This window comes from Exiguobacterium sp. s127, from assembly GCF_018618695.1.
Classification (GTDB): Bacteria; Bacillota; Bacilli; order Exiguobacteriales; family Exiguobacteriaceae; genus Exiguobacterium_A; species Exiguobacterium_A oxidotolerans.
In genome coordinates this window covers 101,754-119,675 of the sequence record NZ_JACSMO010000003.1, presented here as the reverse complement: position 1 = coordinate 119,675, position 17,922 = coordinate 101,754, and the positions used below count along the sequence as shown (strand labels likewise).

Below are 17,922 nucleotides of genomic sequence, written 5' to 3'. Positions count from 1 at the left end.
ATATAAGAAAAGAAGACCTAGTATTTACTAGGTCTTCTTGATCGATTCCAGTTTTCGTTGTTTAGTTTGATTTAATCCGTTCTAATTCATAGAGGAAATTATCGTTTAAGATTTTGATATACGTCCCTTTCATACCGAGTGAACGCGATTCGATGACACCCGCACTTTCAAGCTTGCGCAGTGCATTGACGATGACGGAACGTGTAATCCCGACACGGTCTGCAATTTTTGATGCGACGAGTAATCCTTCATTGCCGTCGAGTTCTTCAAAAATATGCTCGATTGCTTCAAGCTCTGAATATGATAACGAGTTGATTGCCATTTGGACGACAGCTTTTTTACGTGCTTTATCCTCAGCTTCATGTGCCTTCTCTCGAAGAATCTCCATACCGACTACCGTCGCTCCATATTCAGCTAGGACGAGATCTTCTTCGTCGAAATCATCGACCATTCGTCCGAGGACGAGTGTCCCTAAGCGTTCGCCGCCTCCGATGATTGGAACGATTGTTGTTTTAGATGATTCGAACGTATCACGATTATCAATCGGGAATGCCGTATGTTCACTATCAATCGTAATATTCGCTGTCGTTTCCATGACGTTAAATAAACGTTTTGTGTAGTCTTCTGGGAATTGACGTTCTTCGAGGAATCCACGGATTCGTGCATTCTCAATTTGTTGCTTGATGGCAATACCGAGTAATTTCCCACGGCGGCTAACGATGAATGTATTCGACTCCATGACTTCACTTAACCGTTCCGCCATAATTTTAAAGTCTACATGTGTACTAGCTTCCTGTTGTAACATCGTATTAAGCTTTCGTGTTTTTGCCAATAAATTCATGATTTTCTTCCTCCACTTATAAGATGAACTGACTTAAGTCACGATCATCTGCTACTTTTCCAACTCGGTCCATTACATATTGTGGTGTGATCGTAACATCCGACTCTGGCATATCTGCCGCTTCAAAGGATAGTTCCTCTAACACCCGTTCCATGATTGTATATAAACGTCGTGCACCGATATTATCAGTTTCATCATTGACCTGAGCAGCAATCCGCGCGATTTGACGAATCGCATCCTCGGTAAAGGTGACGTGGACCTGTTCTGCTCCAAGCAACGCTTTGTATTGTTTCAGTAACGCTTGATTCGGTTCTGTCAAAATCTTGACGAAGTCTTCTTCCGTTAAACTATCCAACTCGACTCGAATCGGGAAACGTCCTTGTAACTCTGGAATGAGATCAGACGGCTTCGCCATATGGAACGCTCCTGCGGCGATAAACAACATATGGTCCGTTTTGACCGAGCCGTATTTCGTCACGACGGTCGAGCCTTCGACGATTGGTAAGATATCTCGCTGGACACCTTCGCGTGAAACGCCGGCGCTATCTTGACCTTTCGTTGCAATTTTATCGATTTCATCGACAAAGATGATCCCCATCTGCTCCGCACGTCGAACGGCTTCGTCATGGACTTCGTTTAAGTCAAGTAAACGTTCCGCTTCTTCAGCAGTCAAAATCGGTCGTGCTTCTTTGACGGTCAGTTGTCTTTTTTTCGTTTTCTTCGGCATGACTTGACCTAGCATATCTTGTAAGTTTGATAAGCCTTCCATCCCTTGTTGTCCCGAAAATAAATCCATTTGGCGCTCTTCGACGTCGACATCAATCATGCGGTCTTCTAGTTGACCACTGATTAATTGTTGACGAATGACTGAGCGGTCCGCCGTATCATTCGCTGTTTCTTGTTCAGGTTGTGCTTGATTACCACCAAACAACATTTCGAATGGATTACTTCCACCACCAAGACCCGACGTCGATTTTTTCCCGACTAACGCATCCACGATCCGTTCGTTCGCAACGGCTTCTGCTCGATCTTTTAAGGCTTCTTTCTTCTCATCTTTGACAAGTCGGAGTGAAGCTTCGACTAAATCACGAACCATTGATTCAACGTCACGACCGACGTATCCGACTTCTGTGAATTTTGTCGCTTCGATCTTAACGAATGGTGCGCGAACGAGTTTCGCTAGACGTCTTGCGATTTCCGTCTTTCCGACTCCAGTCGGTCCAATCATCAAAATATTTTTAGGTGTTACTTCGTCGCGTAATGCCGGGTCGAGTAATTGGCGACGGTACCGATTACGAAGTGCGATTGCGACGGCGCGTTTCGCATCCGATTGTCCAACGACGTGCTCATCTAATTTGGCTACGATTTGTTTTGGTGTCAATTCATGCATCTGCACTTCCTCCAATCGTCTCTAAAACAATTTGATCATTCGTGAACACGCAGAGCTCTCCGGCTGTTTCAAGAGCGGCTCGTGCGATTTCTTCTGCTGACATCTGTCCAGCGTGACGTGCCAATGCTCGACCAGCAGCAAGCGCGTAATTACCGCCTGAACCGATTGCAAGAATTCCATCATCCGGTTCGATGACTTCACCATTTCCGGAAACGAGCAGTAAATGTGTCCCGTCCATGACGAGTAGCAATGCTTCGAGTTGACGTAACATTTTGTCGCCGCGCCATTCTTTTGCTAGCTCGACTGCGGCACGTTGGAGATTACCATTATACATCTCTAGCTTCGCTTCAAACTTCTCAAACAGCGTAAAGGCATCTGCTACACTTCCAGCAAATCCTGCAATCACTTTTCCCCCATAAAGGCGTCTTACTTTCTTTGCACTTTTCTTCATGATGACTTGATTACCAAATGTCACCTGACCATCTCCACTCATCGCGGATTGACCATTATGTTGAATCGCAAAAATCGTCGTTGCATGAAACATTCCGTTTCCTCCCTTAGGCACGCGGATGCGCTTGCTGATAAACATGACGCAACCGCTCAGTCGTTACATGAGTATATTGTCCCGTCGTCGATAGAGAGGCATGACCTAAGAGTTCCTGAACCGCCCGAAGGTCCGCCCCTCTCTCTAACAGGTCTGTCGCGAAGCTATGTCGAAGTGCGTGCGGCGTCACATGTTTCGAAAGCAAATGATCGCCTTTTTTTAAGATTTTACGAATACCGTCTGTCGTCAGTCGTCGTCCCGATTTCGAAACGAACACAGCCTGTTCCTTTTCATCTTTTCCTCGACGCTCTTGCAAGTAAACCTGCAACGTCCGTCTAGCGAAAGAACCAATCGGCGTGATGCGTTCCTTACGACCTTTTCCATATACATGGACATACTCTAAGTCTTGATCTAAATCTTGAAGATTTAGTCCTGCCAACTCACTGACACGCATCCCGGTCGCATAGAGCAGTTCAATCATTGCGACATTTCGGTTGCCTAGTGTATCTTCCGTTCGAAAGGCTTCTAAAAATCGTTCGTATTCAGATGGAACTAAAAAGGTCGGTAACGATTGGGCACGTTTGGGCGCTTTCAATCCTTCAAACGGGTTGACTGCATCCGTGTCGCGCGTCAAAAAGCGACCAAATTGCTTCAAGCATGATACTTTTTGGGCAATTGTCGATTTTGAAGCTTGTTGCTCGTAGAGTGCATACAAATAACGCCGTGCAGTTGCCAATTCAATCGATCGTAGTTGATGATCGAGGCAAAAAGCGGCGTATTGTCGAAGGGTTTGATCATATGAGCGACCCGTATTCGGAGATAGTTGACGTTCGATATGCACGTACCGCAAAAAGTCTTTCCGCAGCCGCTCAAACTCTGAGTCTAATCCCATTTCCGAGCCTCCTCCTGACCATGTGTTCTCGAATCGACCTTAGCATAGCACACCGCAAGTAGTCTGACAATAGACCAAAAACCGAAAAAATGACGAAATTATCACGCTTTTATGAAAAATTAAGAAATGGGGGAAAAGTCCGCTGTTTCTGCGGCTTTTCCCCCATCCTCTTTACATATCGGTAAAGTCTTTGATGGATTCTAACGCTCGTTCTGCGAGGAGCGCATATTTCTCAGGTTTCTTCATTCGGACTGGATGACCGACGAGCCCGGGAACAAGTCCAAAGTTCGCGTTCATCGGTTGGAAGTTCTTTCCTTCGGTCGTCGTGATGTAGTGCGCCATCGCCCCCATCATCGTCTCTTTCGGGAACGCGATTGGATCTGCTTCATTCACTAACCGTGCCGCATTGATTCCTGCCGTCAAACCGGATGCTGCTGACTCGACATATCCTTCGACCCCTGTCATTTGACCGGCAAAGAATAAATCATGTCGTGTCCGTGTTTGATACGTCGCTTGCAATAAGTTCGGTGAATTGACGAACGTATTCCGGTGCATGACACCATATCGGACGATTTCGGCATTTTCTAAACCAGGAATCAAACGGATGATCCGCTTTTGCTCGCCCCACTTCAAGTGCGTTTGGAAACCGACGAGGTTGAAGAGTGTTCCAGCCGAGTTATCTTGACGAAGCTGAACGACTGCGTAAGGACGTTCGCCTGTTTTCGGGTCTTCAAGACCGACCGGTTTCATTGGTCCGAACAACAATGTTTTTGGTCCGCGTGAAGCGAGTACTTCAAATGGCATACAGCCCTCGAAGTAAATTTCTTTTTCAAATTCTTTCAGCGGAACGACTTCTGCCGCAATCAGCTCGTTATGGAAATGCGTAAACTCTTCTTTTGTCATCGGACAGTTCAAGTACGCGGCTTCTCCTTTATCGTAGCGTGACTTGAGGTAGACCTTGTCTCGATCAATCGTATCCCCATCGAGAATCGGTGCTGCCGCATCGAAGAAATACAGATAATCTTCTCCCGTGAACTGTTTGAGTGATTCAGATAACGCAGCACTCGTAAGTGGTCCAGTTGCAACGATCGTCGGACCATCCGGAATCGCTTCTAGCTCTTCATGATGGACCGTGACGTTCGGATGATTCTTCAGTGTTTCTGTCACATAGCCTGCGAAGTCATGCCGATCGACAGCGAGTGCGCCCCCTGCAGGGACACTCGCTAAATCAGCCGCTTTCATGATGAGAGAGTCTAATTGACGCATCTCTTCTTTTAATACACCAACTGCATTCGTCAATTGATTCGCACGTAAGGAATTCGAACAGACGAGCTCTGCAAATTGATCGGTATGGTGAGCAGGGGTCTGCTTCACCGGTCGCATTTCATATAAATCTACTTGGACGCCTCGCTTCGCAAGCTGCCATGCTGCTTCAGAACCTGCGAGCCCGGCGCCAATTACCGTTACTCGTTTCAACGGTCATTCCTCCTCTTGCTCTTGATCGATGCGTGTTTCATGATGTCCACAAGATGTACATTCTACTTTTACACCGTTCTTGATTTTCTTTTGTACCATCATACTGCTACAGACGGGACACGGCTCTTCGACCGGCTTATCCCATGAGACGAATTCGCACTCTGGATAATTTGAACACCCATAGAACAACCGGCCTTTTTTACTACGACGTTCGACGATGTCCCCTGTACCACATGTCGGACACTTGACCCCAATCTCGACTTGGATCGGCTTCGTGTTTCGGCATTCCGGGAAGTTTGAGCACGCCATGAACTTGCCGTACCGTCCCATCTTGATGACCATCGCATGACCGCATACTTCGCAATCTTCTCCGGCTGGTTCATCTTTGATTTCAATTTTCTCGATTTCTGCTTCCGCCCGCGTCAAACGTTTCGCGAATGATTTATAAATCGGATCGACGACTTCCGTCCACTGCATGTCGCCTTTTTCAATCGCATCAAGCAACGCTTCCATGTCTGCCGTGAATTGAACCGTGATGAATTCTTGGAAATAATCACTAATCATATCAATGACGAGCTCTCCGAGTTCAGTCGGTAAGAATTTCTTTTCTTCGAGCGTCACGTACCCTCGTTTTTGAATCGTGTCGAGTGTTGGAGCATATGTCGAAGGACGACCAATCCCGAGTTCTTCCATCGCTCGTACTAAACGTGCCTCTGTATAGCGTGGCGGTGGCTGCGTGAAGTGTTGTTTCGGGTCAATCGATTCCTGTTGCAAGACTTCACCGTCCTCGAGTGGTGGTAAGAGTCCTTCTTTGACGTCCGTCACTGCTTCATCATCTGTATCCTCGATGTAGACTTTCATGAAACCAGGGAACTTGACGGTCGAACCGTTCGCCCGGAACATGACATCGTTCGAATTCAAATCAACTTTGACCGTGTCTAAAATCGCCGGTGCCATTTGACTGGCGACGAATCGTTCCCAAATGAGTTTATACAGTCGGAACTGGTCTCGCGACAAATACGATTTAACGAGTTGTGGGTCACGCATCGTTGACGTCGGACGAACTGCTTCGTGAGCATCCTGTGAATTGGCCGCTTTTTTCTCTTTACGTTTTTCACTGGCGATGTATTCTTTTCCGTACGCATTTTCGATGAAACCATGCGCTTCGAGGTTCGCTGTTTCAGACGTTCGTGTCGAATCGGTACGCATATACGTAATCAAACCGATTGTCCCTTCTTTCCCTAACTCGATTCCCTCGTAGAGTTGTTGGGCAATCATCATCGTTTTCTTCGCCCGGAAATTAAGCTTACGTGCCGCTTCTTGCTGGAGCGAACTTGTTGTAAACGGTAACGCTGGATTACGTTTGCGCTCTTTCTTCGTTACCGAGTCGACCGTAAAGGATTCTGAAAGTTTTGCCAACACCTCGTTGACATCTTCTTCAGAATGGAGTTCACGTTTTTTACCGTCGACGCCATAAAAGTTTGCTTCGAGTTTTTCACCGTTCGCATCAAGCTCAAGTTTAATCGTCCAGTACTCTTCTGGTAAAAAGGCATTGATTTCTTGTTCCCGATCAATAATCATCTTCACGGCAACCGATTGAACACGTCCCGCAGACAATCCTTTTTTAATTTTCTTCCAAAGTAACGGACTCATGCTGTACCCAACAAGACGGTCCAAAATACGCCGCGCTTGTTGCGCGTCGACAAGATCATAGTTGATCTTGCGGGGTTTCTTGAACGAATCCTTGATGGCGTCTTTTGTGATTTCATTGAAGACGACCCGACACTCTGTCGATTCATCGACACCGAGGGCTTTCGCTAAATGCCAAGCGATCGCTTCCCCTTCACGGTCAGGGTCGGCCGCGAGATAGATTTTTTGTGCTTTTTTAGCAGCAGTTTTCAATTCTTTCAAGACCGGACCTTTACCACGAATCGTAATATATTTTGGTTCATAGTCATGTTCGACGTCGACACCCATTTGGCTTTTTGGCAAATCGATGACATGCCCCATCGATGCTTTCACGGTATAGTTCGAACCGAGATAACGTTTGATGGTTTTTGCCTTTGCAGGTGATTCGACGATTACTAAATATTTTGCCATTGCAATCGCTCCCTATTAGAGGCGTACTCGTATTTTAATCTCACTTATCATAGTAGTCTCGATTCCCATTTGTCAACGTCCATCAAGATACTTTTTGAAACTTCTTCCGGATTCAGGAGCGGAATCGCCCCTTCCGCAATCAATTGATTCGTTCCACAAAACATTTTTTCAGTCGGACAACCCGGCAAGCAATAGACGTCTTTCCCTTGGTCGAGGGCGTGTCCTGCCGTGTTCATCGTTCCGCTTTTCAACGCTGCTTCGACGATGACGAGGGCTGATGATAATCCAGCAATGATGCGATTACGTTCTAAAAATTGGAATTTTTGAATGGGGGTCTCGGGAGGGTACTCGGAGAGCAACAAACCAGCTTGTGCGATGCGATTAAAGAGGGCCGCGTGTTGTTTCGGATAAAGAGAATCGAGTCCTGTTGCCATGACGGCGATGGTTGGTTGGTCATACTTCAAGGAAAGGCGATGGACGAGGGAATCAATCCCGTAAGCTCCACCAGAGACAGTGACGAAAGGGGAATTAAAAAACGGGCGTAAGAACGATAGACGTTCTTTATGGGACGGGGATGGGGTTCGGCTACCGATGATGCTGATTAAAGGGTGACGCAGAAGCGACGGGTCACCTACGTAATACAGACCGTAAATCGGTCGTGGTATGTGGAGTAACTGTTGCGGGAACTCGGGATCGGTCGGGACAAGTAACTGAGACGGGAGGTGTTCGAGCGAAAGAGCTGCTTGATATCGCTTTTTACTCTCGGCATTTGTCGGAAGATCAGCGACCGATAAAATACCGTATTGTTCTACTAAGGCGACGATTGGATAAGGAACACGACAGGCTGCAAATCGGACATACCATTCTCGCTCCATTAACATACACTCCTTTTATATAGAAGAAAGCTGTCCTGAATCTTCAGGACAGCTCTCGACGTTTTTATTTGACCGTTGAACCCGTGACACATTGATCGTAGATACCAGCATCTTTGATGACACGAATTAACGTTTCACCAATGACTGCCGGAGAGTCTGCGACTTCGATACCATTTGCACGAAGTGTCTTGATTTTTTCCGATGCCGTACCTTTACCACCTGAGATGATGGCACCCGCATGACCCATACGTTTTCCCTCAGGAGCAGTTTGTCCACCGATGAATCCGATGACCGGCTTCGTCATGTTGGCTTTGACCCACTCAGCCGCTTCTTCTTCTGCCGTACCACCGATTTCACCAAGCATGATGACCGCTTTTGTTTCAGGATCTTCATTGAACGCTTTGAGCGTGTCGATGAAGTCTGTCCCATTGACAGGATCACCACCGATACCGACAGCAGTCGATTGACCGATTCCAGCCGTCGTCAATTGGTGAACAGCTTCATACGTCAATGTCCCAGAACGTGAAACGATTCCGACATGACCTGGTGTGTGGATGTAACCAGGCATGATGCCAAGTTTCGCGACACCTGGTGTGATAACGCCAGGACAGTTCGGACCAATCAAACGAACTGGTTTTCCGTCAAGATAACGTTTTACTTTTACCATATCAAGAACTGGAATTCCTTCTGTGATACAGATGATGAGAGCGATGTCTGAATCCGCTGCTTCCATGATTGCATCCGCAGCGAATGCTGGTGGTACATAGATAATCGATGCATTTGCCCCTGTTTTAGCGACTGCTTGCGCAACCGTATCAAAGACAGGCACGCCACCGAGCACTTCTGTTCCGCCTTTACCTGGTGTAACACCACCGACGAGGTTCGTTCCGTAATCAATCATTTGTTCACCGTGGAACATCCCTTGATTACCTGTAATTCCTTGAATGATCACTTTTGTTGATTCGTTTACCCAAATACTCATCCTTAGCTCCCCCTTACTTCACGAGCGCAGCGATTTTTTCTGCGCCGTCTGCCATTGATGTAGCTGCTGTAATCGCTAGACCTGAATCTTTGAGAATTTGTTTCCCTGCGTCAACATTTGTTCCTTCAAGACGAACGACGAGTGGTAACTCTAAGCCGACTTCTTTTGTTGCTGCAACGATCCCTTCCGCGATGACATCGCACTTCATGATGCCGCCGAAGATGTTGACAAAAATTCCTTTGACGTTATCATCTGAGAGAATCAATTTGAACGCTTCTGTTACTTTCTCTTTCGTCGCGCCGCCACCTACATCGAGGAAGTTGGCCGGATCGCCACTGAAGTGTTTGATGATGTCCATCGTTGCCATCGCAAGACCTGCGCCATTAACGAGACAGCCGATATTCCCATCAAGCGCGATGTAGTTCAAATCGCTTTTTGAAGCTTCGACTTCACGTGGATCTTCTTCCGTTTCATCACGGAGTGCGACGATGTCCGCATGACGATACAACGCATTCGAATCGAAGTTCAACTTCGCGTCAAGTGCAACGACATCACCGTCTTTTGTTGTAACGAGTGGATTGATTTCAGCGATTGAGCAATCCTTTTCAACGAAGAACGTGTAGAGTTTCGTCACCATACCAACGAATTTGTTAACGAGTTTAACGGGTACACCCATTGCGAACGCTAATTTACGTGCTTGGAAAGCTTGAAGTCCGACTGCTGGATCAACGATTTCCTTGATGATTTTTTCAGGAGTCGCTTCTGCCACTTCTTCAATGTCCATTCCGCCTTCACTTGAACCCATGATGACGACACGACCTGTCACACGATCAAGGACAATCCCGAGATAGTATTCCTTATCGATCGCACAACCTTCTTCGACGAGAAGACGTTGAACGACTTTACCTTCTGGTCCTGTTTGATGCGTGACGAGCGTTTTGCCGAGTAACTCCGTCGCGAATTCTTTTACTTCTTCTTGCGATTTTGCTAGTTTGACACCACCGGCTTTACCGCGTCCCCCTGCGTGAATCTGTGCTTTGACAACTTTAATTGGGCCTGACAATTGTTCTGCTGCATCGACAGCCTCTTCGACCGTAAATGCTGCGATTCCGTTCGGTACAGGTACACCGTATGAACGAAGTAACTCTTTTGCCTGATATTCATGTACATTCATGAAAAAATCCCCCTTAACCCCTTTAGTTTCGGCTCTTTCATTGTAGTTAAAATTGGAAGCGCTGTCTATCGTTATCGACCGAAAGCATTTATTTTTTCGTGATTCCCTCATGATCGAGCTGATACAAAAAGGCAAACAGCTCGGCGATGACCCCGTATAACTCCGGCGGAACTTGCTCAGATACCTCGATTGCATCAAGTAATGTTACCAATGTCTGATCTTGCCGAATCGGAATGTTGTGTCGGATCGCTTCTTCTAAAATCCGCTCGGCGACGATTTCGGAACCTTTGGCGACGACTTTTGGAGCTGCCATTTGTTCTTCATAAGATAAAGCAATCGCTTTTTTCATGCTTGATAATCCACCCTTCCACTCCGACGTGTCAAATCGATAGGCACCCGCTCTTTCGTTTGTTCGACCAATTCAAAACGAATCAACTCATATCCCTGCTCCTTTAAGCGTTGTTCCATCATCGGTTGATAAGCGTCCATGAATGCGCTAATCCGTTGATCCGGATGAAAGACGGAAACAGCCATCTTTCGATCAGTGATTAATAAGTCAATCGCAATTTCGCCCAACTGAGGCAGTTTGAGATAAAAAGCGATTCGGGCATGGTCCGGATTGAATTCTTTTTTGTCGAACGGTGCTTCCATCGTCACATCGACATCTTCAAAGGGACCAAACTGTGGTAGTTGCAACATAAAGATGCCGCGTCCCGGTTCATTCGTCGCTTGAACGAGTTGTTGCGTCAAGATTTGATCACTCGTCTTTCGGTCAAGGGACCCTTGCCCATCTGCCTCTGCAGTACGCGCTAACTGAATGAGCTCAACAATTGTCTGTTTGAGTACTTGACCCGATCCTTCCATCGCGCGTTGGCCAAGTTGTTGTAACAGCGCACGTGTCGTCTGCGGTACTCCCTCTGACGCTGGTCGCAAGAGACTTTCAAGCATCGAAGGCAGGATTTGTTTCGCCGCAGTTTGTGGAGCTTCCGATAAAATCTTCAGCACCGGTTGCCCTTCCGTGCTCGTCACGACGAATCGGTACGACATTCCTTCTTTTAAATCAGCCGTTGTTCCAGCCGTTAGGACCCGTTGTCCGACTTGCAACTCCATTAACCCGTCCGGCAATAATTTCAATACTTTCCCGACGACATTTGCCCCTTCGCGTAACGGCATGTTGGCTTGATCAATAATCTTAAAGGGAAGTAAGGCCCGATGTTCGATTTGCACACGCATTCACCTCCTAGAGTCGATCAAGAACCGGTTTGAACGTTTTGCGATGAATCGGTGTCACACCGTATGTATCGAGTGCCTGCAAATGCTGTGCTGTCCCGTACCCTGCATGTTGCTCAAACCCGTATCCCGGATACTGTTTCGCATAGTCCTCCATCATCGCATCACGCGTTTCCTTCGCAATGACGCTCGCCGCTGCGATTGAGATGCTACGCGCATCCCCTTTAATCAGTGACGTTTGAGGTAGATTGAGATCAAGCTCCATCGCATCGACGAGCAATGCCTCGGCAGACACGCCATTCACCGCTTGTAACATCGCCTGTTTCGAGGCTTGGTAAATATTGATCCGGTCAATTTCTGCTGGTTCGATGATGCCGATGGCGACCTCTGCGACTTTACGAATATGCTGATACGCCAGTTGCCGTTGTTTTTTTGACATTTGTTTTGAGTCCGTCAACGCGGGGTGATAAAAATCTTTTGGTAAGATGACTGCTGCCGCGACGACAGGTCCAGCAAGCGGACCTCGCCCGACCTCATCGACACCAGCAATCTTCTCCCACCCCTGTGCCCGGTAAGCTTCTTCGAACTGCGAGCGTTCAATAAAACTGAGGCGCAATTGTTCTTCGAGATCGAGGCGACGGCTTGTTTGTTTCAATAACAGCCTGATCCCTTTTCGTTCATCATGCATCAGATCCTGTTCGATGGCTGCGAATTGTTCGCGTGAAATCCCTTTGAGACGTTCTCTTAAGTCTTGAATCTTCATCTGACATTCACTCCTATTTCGAAAAAAGCTTGGACCTTCTAGAGAAGGTTCCAAGCTCGTCTTATTCTGCTGTTGTTGCCCATTCTTCGACTGTTTCAAGTGTCACACGTCCGACTTTTTCCGTCCGTAGCTCATGTAACAACATCTCGCTCGTCCGTTCGAAATCGACGTATCCACCTGAATTGAACCCTCGTTTGTTCCCGATTGCTTCTAGTACATCAACGGCTTCACCGGACACATCGTCTAAGCGATAGCGTTCCATCAATTGCTCCGGATAACGCGATTTGAGCTCACGGATGGCAAACAGCGCGATGTCATCGATGTTTAAGATATCATCTTTGATTGCACCTGTTGCTGCTAGACGATAGCCAACCAACTGATCGTCGAACTTCGGCCAGAGAATACCTGGTGTATCGAGCAACTCCATCTCACCCGTCTTCATTTTGATCCATTGCTGACGTTTCGTCACACCCGGGCGGTCACCCGTGATGGCAATGTTTCGTCCGGCAAGGCGATTGATTAATGTTGATTTCCCGACGTTCGGGATGCCGATGATCAACGCTCGAATCGCACTCGGATTTCGTCCCTTTTCACGCATGCGATCATGTTTTTCTTTCATCAGGCGTAATGCACCTTCATGAATTTGTCCAAGACCCTTATTGTGTTTCGCATCGACAGCGATGACATCGACTCCGTCCTTACGAAGGGCCTTCATCCAGCGCTCCGTCAAACGCGCATCAGCCATATCGGCTTTGTTCAAGACGATTAACCGCGGTTTTCCTGCCGTAATTTGCTCGACCATCGGATTGCGACTCGACATCGGGAGACGTGCATCGACCAATTCGATGACGACGTCGATTAATTTTAATTTTTCCTGGACTTCACGACGTGCTTTCGCCATGTGACCAGGGAACCATTGTATCGTCATATATTCCACCTCAACTCATCATATTACTGGACTGCTAACTTCATGTTGTGTGACGCGGTAAGACCTGCTTCAGTTACCGTCACTTCGTTCTCAAGAAACGATCCATCCCTTAGTATACGCAAAAAAAGCCAAGAAAAGAAGTAGTGTCGTGCGGACACTACTCAATTCCTGACCTTGTTCCATCAAACGCACGGTTGATGGAGCTGTTTCTGCTAGACTCACCTTACTACGCGCCCATGATTTTTTAATCAACTGATCGTAAATCACCGAACGGATAAAAGACGAAATTTGTCGTTCCGACGATTTGATCTTCATCGACGAACCCGATGTCACGGCTATCTTTCGAGTTTTGACGGTTGTCCCCCATGACGAATACTTTACCGGCGGGTACTTTCGTTTCGCCGGTCCGTTCTTCTAATGTAAAGTCTTCCGTCAAAGGAACACCATTCATTTGCGCTTTAAATTCTTTTAAATATGGTTCTTCCACTTTTTTATCGTTGATATACAGCATATCATCCTTGTAGTACAGCGTATCGCCTGGGACAGCGATGACACGTTTAATATAGTCACGTGTTTCCGTCGCATGGAAGACGACGATATCGCCACGCTCTGGTTCATTAAAGTAATAGGGAACCTTATTGACGACCATCCGGTCTGAATTGTGCAGTGTCGGCATCATCGACTCGCCGTCCACGATGACCGGGACGAATAGAAACGTTCGGATGATGAACGCAATCACGAGCGCTACGACAAGCGCCTTTACCCAACTAAATAACTCCTTCACGCGTTCCACTCCTTTGATTAAATCTTTAACCTAGACTTAGTATACGCATAAACGATAAAAAAAAGAAGCTTGTCCGAGGACAAGCCACTTTTTCACATGATTAACGACGAACTTCTTTAATACGCGCCGCTTTACCACGAAGGTTACGGAGGTAGTAAAGTTTCGCACGACGGACTTTACCGTAACGAACGACTTCGACTTGTGCAACACGTGGTGAGTGGAGCGGGAAAGCACGCTCTACGCCAACTCCGTAAGAAATCTTACGGACTGTGAAAGTTTCACTGATGCCGCCACCGTGACGTTTGATGACTACGCCTTCGAAAAGCTGGATCCGCTCACGCGTACCCTCGACGACTTTAACGTGTACACGGACTGTATCCCCAGGACGGAACGAAGGGACGTCTGACTTGATTTGTTCTTGTGTAATTTCACGGAACAATTGTTGTGTGTTCATGAATGATTTCTCCTTTTTTCACCAATGTTCTTATCTTCATTTGCTTATTGCATCCAACAGCGGAACATCGTTAATAGGTGGCTTTTGCCACATGTTTTAACTTATCACAATTTCATTCTTTTGACAATCCTGAAATTGACTGGAGGTACTTTAAATCACTTGCGGACAAGTCGGCTGTCTCGAGTAAATCAGGGCGTCGCTCGAGCGTCCGCTTCAAGGCTTGCTGTCTTCGCCACTGCTCGATTTTTGCATGATTCCCGGATAATAAGACGTCCGGTACCCTTGATCCGTTATAGTCGGCAGGACGGGTATAATGGGGGTATTCGAGCAATCCGGTCGAAAATGAATCGTCTTCATGACTGGCCGACTTGCCGAGGACATCAGGTAACAAACGGACGACGGCATCAATCATCGTCATCGCAGCTAATTCCCCTCCCGTCAAAACGAAGTCTCCAAGCGACACCTCGTCCGTCACCAGTTCGTCATGAATCCGTTGATCAAACCCTTCATAATGTCCACATAAGAAAACAAGTTCCGATTCCTGCGCCCATTCTTCTGCTACTGCTTGATCAAAACGCTGCCCTGTCGGTGTCATCGCAACGATGCGACGGTTCGCTTTTGGCAAGGCCGCAACAGCGTCAAAAACAGGTTGCGGCGTCAACAACATCCCTGCACCACCCCCGTAAGGAGAATCATCGACACGCCCATGTCGATTCGTCGAATAGTCTCGGAAGTTAATATACTCGAGATGTATCCGCGCATCTTCTTGTGCCCGTCCGACGATTGAATGATCGAGTGCTGTGAACATGTCCGGAAAAAGCGTCAAGACTTTGATGTTCATCCTTCAATCAATCCAGGTAATGGTGTGATTTGAATCCGCTTTTCTTGCACATCGATCGACGCGACGACTTGTTCGATGTACGGAATCAAGACGTCTTTTTTTCCCGGACGTTTAATCGTCCAGACATCGTTTGCTCCGGTCTCTAAGATTTCCGAGACGACCCCGATTTTCTCATCTCCGTCATAGACGTCGCAACCGATGATTTCGTGGTAGTAATATTCATTTTCCGCAAGCTCTTGTAAGACTTCCGGCTGCACGAAAAGTTTCATCCCTTTATACTTTTCGACGTCGTTGATGTGATGCATTCCTTTGAAGGTCACCATGACGAATTGTTTATGTTTCCGGTAACTGCTCACCGTCAGCGGTACATACGTCCCCTCCGTCTCGAGAAATACGTCATTTCCGACTTTAAAGCGTTCTTCCGGAAAATCTGTACTCGCAAGTAATTTCAATTCTCCCTTTAGACCGTGTGTATTCGCGATTTTCGCGACTTCTAACCATTGCATCTTCTTCACTTCCTTCCTTTAAAATCGTCATTCTTCTATTTTTCTGCAACAAAAAGGAGGTAAGCTTTCGCTCACCTCCAAATGTCTTACTTCGCGAGTTTCGCGTTGTGGAATTTCTCCATGATACCAGCTTTTGAGAAGAGGTTACGAACTGTGTCTGATGGTTTAGCACCTTCAGCGAGCCATTTAAGAGCGAGCTCTTCGTTAAGTTTTACTTCTGCTTCTGGTTTAGCAACCGGGTTGTAGTATCCGATTTGCTCGATGAAACGACCATCACGTGGTGCACGTGAGTCTGCTACTACCACACGGTAGAAAGGTGATTTGTTTGCGCCCATGCGCTTAAGACGAATTTTAACTGCCATTCGTAAGTCCCTCCAGATATTAAATAGTTTTTTGGTTTAGTCAAATTGACAACTTCACTAGTATACAACGTTACAGCAAAAGAGAAAAGACTTTTAGAAGAATGGGAGGCCAAAGCCGCCTTTCTTTTTCCCTTTGCCCATTTGGCCGGAGAATTGTTTCATCATCTTCCGCATGTCTTCAAATTGCTTGATCAACCGGTTCACTTCTTGAATGCTACGACCACTGCCGCGCGCAATCCGTTTCCGACGACTCGCATTGAGGATTTCCGGTTCAGTCCGCTCCCGTTTTGTCATCGATTGAATAATCGCTTCGACATAAACAAGTTGCTTCTCATCGATTTGAGCATTTTTCAAGCCCTTCATCTTTCCTTTACCGGCACCCGGAATCATTCCTAACAACTCATCCAAAGGACCCATCTGTTTCACTTGCTGCAACTGCTCGATGAAATCGTCAAACGTGAACGATGCATCGCGCATTTTGCCTTCGAGCTCCTTGGCGCGTGTTGCGTCCATTTGGAACTCTGCTTTTTCAATCAGCGTTAACATATCTCCCATACCGAGAATCCGTGACGCCATCCGCTCTGGGTAGAATGGCTCGATTGCGTCTAGCTTCTCTCCAAGACCGACGAACTTAATCGGTGCTCCGGTGACTGCCTTGATGGAGAGTGCTGCTCCGCCTCGAGTATCTCCGTCGAGTTTCGTCAGGACGACCCCTGTCACGCCGAGCTTTTCATTAAAGCTTTGTGCGACATTGACCGCATCCTGACCCGTCATCGAGTCGACGACAAGGAAGATTTCGTTAGGCTTGGCGATTTCCTTCACATCGACAAGTTCCTGCATCAGATCCTCATCGACATGTAAGCGTCCCGCCGTATCGATCAACACGATATCGTGGTGATGCTCTTTTGCATAGTCGAGCGCGCCGGTTACGATTTCTTGTGGACTTACCTGATCTCCCATCGAGAAGACCGGTAATTCAAGTTGTTTTCCTAGCGTCTCAAGTTGTTTAATCGCAGCCGGACGGTAAATGTCCGCTGCTACGAGCAGTGGACTGCGATTGTGTTTTTTTCGTAAATGATTGGCGAGTTTTCCGGTTGTCGTCGTTTTACCTGCCCCTTGAAGACCAGTCATCATAATGACTGTCGGCGGACGGTTAGCGAGCGTCAACGGAGATACTTCTTCCCCCATCAATTTCGTCAATTCGTCATGGACGATTTTGACGACTTGTTGACCGGGTGTTAGAGACGTCATCACGTCTTGACCGACGGCGCGCTCCTTCACATCATTTACGAACTGTTTCACTACTTTGAAGTTGACGTCGGCTTCTAACAACGCGAGGCGGACCTCACGCATCATTTCCTTTACGTCCGCTTCAGAAATCTTACCTTTACCTCGCATTTTGGCGAGACTGGCTTGAAGCCGTTCCGATAATCCTTCGAATGCCATTGATGATGCCTCCTACTCTAATTGCTCCAGTGATTCAATCGTCACCAGTGCCTCGCTTGGAAGGTCGAGCTGCTTCAGTTCATCAAGAAGGATCTTTCGCTGCTCATATTTTTGAAACAAGGAAAGTCGTTCTTCATATTGCTCAAGCATCGCTTCCGTACGTTTTATGTTGTCGTAGACTGCTTGTCGGCTGACTTCAAACTCATCGGCGATTTCACCTAACGAAAAATCATCTAAATAATAGAGTGACATATAATTTCGTTGTTTCGGCGTCAAAAGCTCCTGATAAAAGTCAATCAGATAATTCATCCGGTTCGTTTTATCAAGTGTCATC

Annotated in this window: 20 protein-coding genes; all 20 read right to left on the bottom strand. The window is 47.0% G+C overall.

Annotated elements, in window-relative coordinates:
• Positions 1–61: 61 nt before the first annotated feature.
• The 20 genes from codY to KNP98_RS05445 all read right to left on the bottom strand — a co-directional run bounded on the left by codY (position 62) and on the right by KNP98_RS05445 (position 17,921).
• A complete protein-coding gene (gene codY / locus KNP98_RS05540; RefSeq protein WP_029330822.1) occupies positions 62–841 on the bottom strand; it encodes a GTP-sensing pleiotropic transcriptional regulator CodY in 780 nt (259 codons plus the stop codon).
• 16 nt (positions 842–857) lie between these two features.
• Positions 858–2,237 carry an ATP-dependent protease ATPase subunit HslU gene (gene hslU, locus KNP98_RS05535; RefSeq protein ID WP_029330824.1) on the bottom strand — a complete coding sequence of 460 codons (1,380 nt, stop codon included), beginning with the start codon at positions 2,235–2,237 and terminating at the stop codon, positions 858–860.
• Positions 2,224–2,775 (bottom strand): ATP-dependent protease subunit HslV, encoded by a 552-nt coding sequence (gene hslV / locus KNP98_RS05530; RefSeq protein ID WP_029330826.1) that lies wholly within the window; start codon positions 2,773–2,775, stop codon positions 2,224–2,226. The genes hslU and hslV overlap by 14 nt, the downstream gene beginning before the upstream one ends.
• A 13-nt stretch (positions 2,776–2,788) precedes the next feature.
• Positions 2,789–3,667 (bottom strand): tyrosine recombinase XerC, encoded by an 879-nt coding sequence (locus KNP98_RS05525; protein WP_214765153.1) that lies wholly within the window; start codon positions 3,665–3,667, stop codon positions 2,789–2,791.
• Between the two features lie 171 nt (positions 3,668–3,838).
• Positions 3,839–5,143: an FADH(2)-oxidizing methylenetetrahydrofolate--tRNA-(uracil(54)-C(5))-methyltransferase TrmFO gene (gene trmFO / locus KNP98_RS05520; protein ID WP_214765154.1), complete on the bottom strand. Its 1,305-nt coding sequence runs from the start codon at positions 5,141–5,143 to the stop codon at positions 3,839–3,841.
• A gap of 3 nt (positions 5,144–5,146) precedes the next feature.
• Entirely contained in the window at positions 5,147–7,243 is a 2,097-nt protein-coding gene (topA, locus tag KNP98_RS05515; protein WP_088837373.1) for a type I DNA topoisomerase, read from the bottom strand.
• 47 nt (positions 7,244–7,290) lie between these two features.
• Positions 7,291–8,118, bottom strand: a complete 828-nt coding sequence (gene dprA, locus KNP98_RS05510) for a DNA-processing protein DprA (RefSeq protein WP_214768595.1) — start codon at positions 8,116–8,118, stop codon at positions 7,291–7,293.
• A 64-nt stretch (positions 8,119–8,182) separates the two neighbouring features.
• A complete protein-coding gene (gene sucD, locus KNP98_RS05505; protein WP_088837375.1) occupies positions 8,183–9,100 on the bottom strand; it encodes a succinate--CoA ligase subunit alpha in 918 nt (305 codons plus the stop codon).
• Positions 9,101–9,113: 13 nt separating this feature from the next.
• Positions 9,114–10,274, bottom strand: coding sequence for an ADP-forming succinate--CoA ligase subunit beta (gene sucC, locus KNP98_RS05500; protein ID WP_029330843.1), 1,161 nt, complete (start codon positions 10,272–10,274; stop codon positions 9,114–9,116).
• 88 nt (positions 10,275–10,362) lie between these two features.
• Positions 10,363–10,623, bottom strand: a complete 261-nt coding sequence (locus KNP98_RS05495; protein ID WP_088837376.1) for an EscU/YscU/HrcU family type III secretion system export apparatus switch protein — start codon at positions 10,621–10,623, stop codon at positions 10,363–10,365.
• Positions 10,620–11,501 carry a flagellar hook-length control protein FliK gene (locus tag KNP98_RS05490; protein ID WP_214765157.1) on the bottom strand — a complete coding sequence of 294 codons (882 nt, stop codon included), beginning with the start codon at positions 11,499–11,501 and terminating at the stop codon, positions 10,620–10,622. Before KNP98_RS05490 ends, KNP98_RS05495 begins: the two co-directional genes overlap by 4 nt.
• 13 nt (positions 11,502–11,514) lie before the next feature.
• Positions 11,515–12,267 carry a ribonuclease HII gene (locus tag KNP98_RS05485; RefSeq protein WP_088837378.1) on the bottom strand — a complete coding sequence of 251 codons (753 nt, stop codon included), beginning with the start codon at positions 12,265–12,267 and terminating at the stop codon, positions 11,515–11,517.
• A 61-nt stretch (positions 12,268–12,328) separates the two neighbouring features.
• Positions 12,329–13,195 (bottom strand): ribosome biogenesis GTPase YlqF, encoded by an 867-nt coding sequence (gene ylqF / locus KNP98_RS05480; RefSeq protein WP_088837379.1) that lies wholly within the window; start codon positions 13,193–13,195, stop codon positions 12,329–12,331.
• Positions 13,196–13,439: 244 nt separating this feature from the next.
• Positions 13,440–13,979, bottom strand: coding sequence for a signal peptidase I (lepB, locus tag KNP98_RS05475; protein WP_088837380.1), 540 nt, complete (start codon positions 13,977–13,979; stop codon positions 13,440–13,442).
• A gap of 100 nt (positions 13,980–14,079) precedes the next feature.
• Positions 14,080–14,433 (bottom strand): 50S ribosomal protein L19, encoded by a 354-nt coding sequence (gene rplS / locus KNP98_RS05470; protein ID WP_088837381.1) that lies wholly within the window; start codon positions 14,431–14,433, stop codon positions 14,080–14,082.
• Between the two features lie 112 nt (positions 14,434–14,545).
• The gene (trmD, locus tag KNP98_RS05465; RefSeq protein WP_088837382.1) at positions 14,546–15,274 is read right to left on the bottom strand and encodes a tRNA (guanosine(37)-N1)-methyltransferase TrmD; all 729 of its coding nucleotides are present in this window, start codon (positions 15,272–15,274) and stop codon (positions 14,546–14,548) included.
• Positions 15,271–15,780 carry a ribosome maturation factor RimM gene (gene rimM / locus KNP98_RS05460; protein WP_214765161.1) on the bottom strand — a complete coding sequence of 170 codons (510 nt, stop codon included), beginning with the start codon at positions 15,778–15,780 and terminating at the stop codon, positions 15,271–15,273. Before rimM ends, trmD begins: the two co-directional genes overlap by 4 nt.
• Before the next feature lie 86 nt (positions 15,781–15,866).
• Positions 15,867–16,142, bottom strand: a complete 276-nt coding sequence (gene rpsP / locus KNP98_RS05455) for a 30S ribosomal protein S16 (RefSeq protein WP_012370770.1) — start codon at positions 16,140–16,142, stop codon at positions 15,867–15,869.
• A gap of 93 nt (positions 16,143–16,235) precedes the next feature.
• Positions 16,236–17,588 (bottom strand): signal recognition particle protein, encoded by a 1,353-nt coding sequence (ffh, locus tag KNP98_RS05450; RefSeq protein ID WP_214765163.1) that lies wholly within the window; start codon positions 17,586–17,588, stop codon positions 16,236–16,238.
• Between the two features lie 12 nt (positions 17,589–17,600).
• The gene (locus KNP98_RS05445) at positions 17,601–17,921 is read right to left on the bottom strand and encodes a putative DNA-binding protein (protein ID WP_088837385.1); all 321 of its coding nucleotides are present in this window, start codon (positions 17,919–17,921) and stop codon (positions 17,601–17,603) included.
• Between the last annotated feature and the right edge of the window lies 1 nt (position 17,922).

What these genes read in the sequence shown, in the direction of transcription:
- codY (WP_029330822.1), bottom strand. Translation starts at nt 841, where the DNA reads ATGAATTTATTGGCAAAAACACGAAAGCTTAATACGATGTTACAACAG.
- hslV (WP_029330826.1), bottom strand. Translation starts at nt 2,775, where the DNA reads ATGTTTCATGCAACGACGATTTTTGCGATTCAACATAATGGTCAATCC.
- KNP98_RS05525 (WP_214765153.1), bottom strand. Translation starts at nt 3,667, where the DNA reads ATGGGATTAGACTCAGAGTTTGAGCGGCTGCGGAAAGACTTTTTGCGG.
- topA (WP_088837373.1), bottom strand. Translation starts at nt 7,243, where the DNA reads ATGGCAAAATATTTAGTAATCGTCGAATCACCTGCAAAGGCAAAAACC.
- dprA (WP_214768595.1), bottom strand. Translation starts at nt 8,118, where the DNA reads ATGGAGCGAGAATGGTATGTCCGATTTGCAGCCTGTCGTGTTCCTTAT.
- sucD (WP_088837375.1), bottom strand. Translation starts at nt 9,100, where the DNA reads ATGAGTATTTGGGTAAACGAATCAACAAAAGTGATCATTCAAGGAATT.
- sucC (WP_029330843.1), bottom strand. Translation starts at nt 10,274, where the DNA reads ATGAATGTACATGAATATCAGGCAAAAGAGTTACTTCGTTCATACGGT.
- KNP98_RS05495 (WP_088837376.1), bottom strand. Translation starts at nt 10,623, where the DNA reads ATGAAAAAAGCGATTGCTTTATCTTATGAAGAACAAATGGCAGCTCCA.
- KNP98_RS05485 (WP_088837378.1), bottom strand. Translation starts at nt 12,267, where the DNA reads ATGAAGATTCAAGACTTAAGAGAACGTCTCAAAGGGATTTCACGCGAA.
- ylqF (WP_088837379.1), bottom strand. Translation starts at nt 13,195, where the DNA reads ATGACGATACAATGGTTCCCTGGTCACATGGCGAAAGCACGTCGTGAA.
- rplS (WP_088837381.1), bottom strand. Translation starts at nt 14,433, where the DNA reads ATGAACACACAACAATTGTTCCGTGAAATTACACAAGAACAAATCAAG.
- trmD (WP_088837382.1), bottom strand. Translation starts at nt 15,274, where the DNA reads ATGAACATCAAAGTCTTGACGCTTTTTCCGGACATGTTCACAGCACTC.
- rimM (WP_214765161.1), bottom strand. Translation starts at nt 15,780, where the DNA reads ATGCAATGGTTAGAAGTCGCGAAAATCGCGAATACACACGGTCTAAAG.
- rpsP (WP_012370770.1), bottom strand. Translation starts at nt 16,142, where the DNA reads ATGGCAGTTAAAATTCGTCTTAAGCGCATGGGCGCAAACAAATCACCT.
- ffh (WP_214765163.1), bottom strand. Translation starts at nt 17,588, where the DNA reads ATGGCATTCGAAGGATTATCGGAACGGCTTCAAGCCAGTCTCGCCAAA.
- KNP98_RS05445 (WP_088837385.1), bottom strand. Translation starts at nt 17,921, where the DNA reads ATGACACTTGATAAAACGAACCGGATGAATTATCTGATTGACTTTTAT.